1 protein-coding gene is annotated in these 1,609 nt (G+C 32.1%); it reads left to right on the top strand.

Annotation, left to right across the window (positions count from 1 at the left end; translation table 11 throughout):
• Positions 1–833 precede the first annotated feature (833 nt).
• Complete coding sequence (locus F6K22_RS40450; RefSeq protein WP_293110757.1) at positions 834–1,232, top strand: DUF5132 domain-containing protein; 399 nt, start codon at positions 834–836, stop codon at positions 1,230–1,232.
• Positions 1,233–1,609: the final 377 nt, after the last annotated feature.

Here is a 1,609-nt window from a genome sequence, read left to right as displayed (position 1 = left end):
TGAAAAAGTTAATATTACATTACATTCCTTTGTCAAAAATGTCAAGTCTTTGCTAGTGAAATTACGCCAAAATAATTATTGACTCAGATGTTAACTTGTTTAATAGTTAGTGATGAAAATTTTATCTATAATTGTAGCTTTATTTGCCTTGAATACTCCAAGTTTAATATTGATTAATATTGAATTTATAGGATGATTTTAGCTTGTATTCTTAATCCCGTACTTAAAATTAAAAGCATCTCAATTTTGATGTTTAACGGAATAAGTTATGGGAGTTTTCCTCCTACTCTTAAGGGAAAGGTTGAATTTAAAACAACTCCTCTCCTGACTCCTTACAGTAATTACTCAATACCGAAGATTCACTCCAACAAATAATATTTAGCAATAGAAAATCCAAGTATAGCAAAGTTTATGCTAATTGGTATCAGAACTTATACCAAATCCGGTTGAGTTATAAGGCAATAAGGTTTCCTGCGGAATGCTGCGCAAACATATAAGACCAAAACTCATAAGGTATGGAATCATTAGATGAGTTTTTGAGATTACCCCAACTGCCAAAAAAAATCCTTAACTGAACTGTATTGATCTGTGGACTCATCTACTTTCCTTCTTCCTTCTTCTTCAAAAAATCCTTAACTGAACTGTATTGAGTTATAAAGGTTATTGCTGAGGGAAGCACTCATGCAAAAGACAAGAGGCAAAAGGAATAATTCAAGAGGAAGTTAAAGTACTACTCCGACAAGCGGATTTAGTATTATTTAATTAAAAATTAATTTGTTTTGATAAAATTTATTGTTATAATTAGATATTATACAAAATCAGGAAAGCATAAAATGATGGCACAAATGAATCAAAATTCACTAGAATTGGCTAATAAAAATTTACCTGTTCCAGTTAATCAAACTTGGGAACAAACAACTCAAAACTTACCGCAACAAGTTAAACAAACTTTGATTGAGCATCGAGTTCCAATTGCAATGGGTGTGGGGGCGGTTGTTTTAACTCCAATTCTTTTACCTTTGTTGAAACCTGTGGCTAAGGCAACTATTAAAACAGGAGTTTCTTTATTGGAAAAAACTAAAGGCGCTCTGGCAGAAACAGTAGAAGTTTTTGGAGATATTGTAGCAGAAGCAAAGGCAGAAGTAGCAGCAGAAACACAACATAAAGCTAACTTAAAAGCGGGTGCATATTCCCAACAAGAATTGAATACAAATAAATCAGCCACTCCATAGATTAAACTATAAATTTGATACTCTCTCCTTGCTTTATTTCGAGAGAGTTATACCAAATTCATGCATAGATAGTTACGTTTAATAATTAATAATTAATAATTAACAATTAATAATTATTGAAGTAGCACTCAGAACTGGGCTATCAGCTTATCAAGGTGTATAATGGGGGATAACTCAAGAGAAGCATCTCCGCGTCTACAAACCCCCAAAAAAGCGCACCACTAATTTTTAAAATATAGTGGAGGACTTAAACCCTTGGATTTTTAGCTGACAGCTAATTAATTACCTCTTCTTAAATTACAGATAGGATTGGTTAAAAGGAAAAATTTTTTTTGTCAAAATAGGGAGTAAGAAATAGACAAAAACTTCGCTTTTTA

The organism is Okeania sp. SIO2F4 (assembly GCF_010672385.1).
GTDB lineage: Bacteria > Cyanobacteriota > Cyanobacteriia > Cyanobacteriales > Microcoleaceae > Trichodesmium.
Note: the sequence above shows the minus strand (reverse complement) of the source record. Positions and strands in the feature narration are given on the sequence as shown.

Excerpts from the sequence above, each read along its gene's own strand:
- F6K22_RS40450 (WP_293110757.1), top strand. The coding sequence starts at position 834 with ATGATGGCACAAATGAATCAAAATTCACTAGAATTGGCTAATAAAAAT.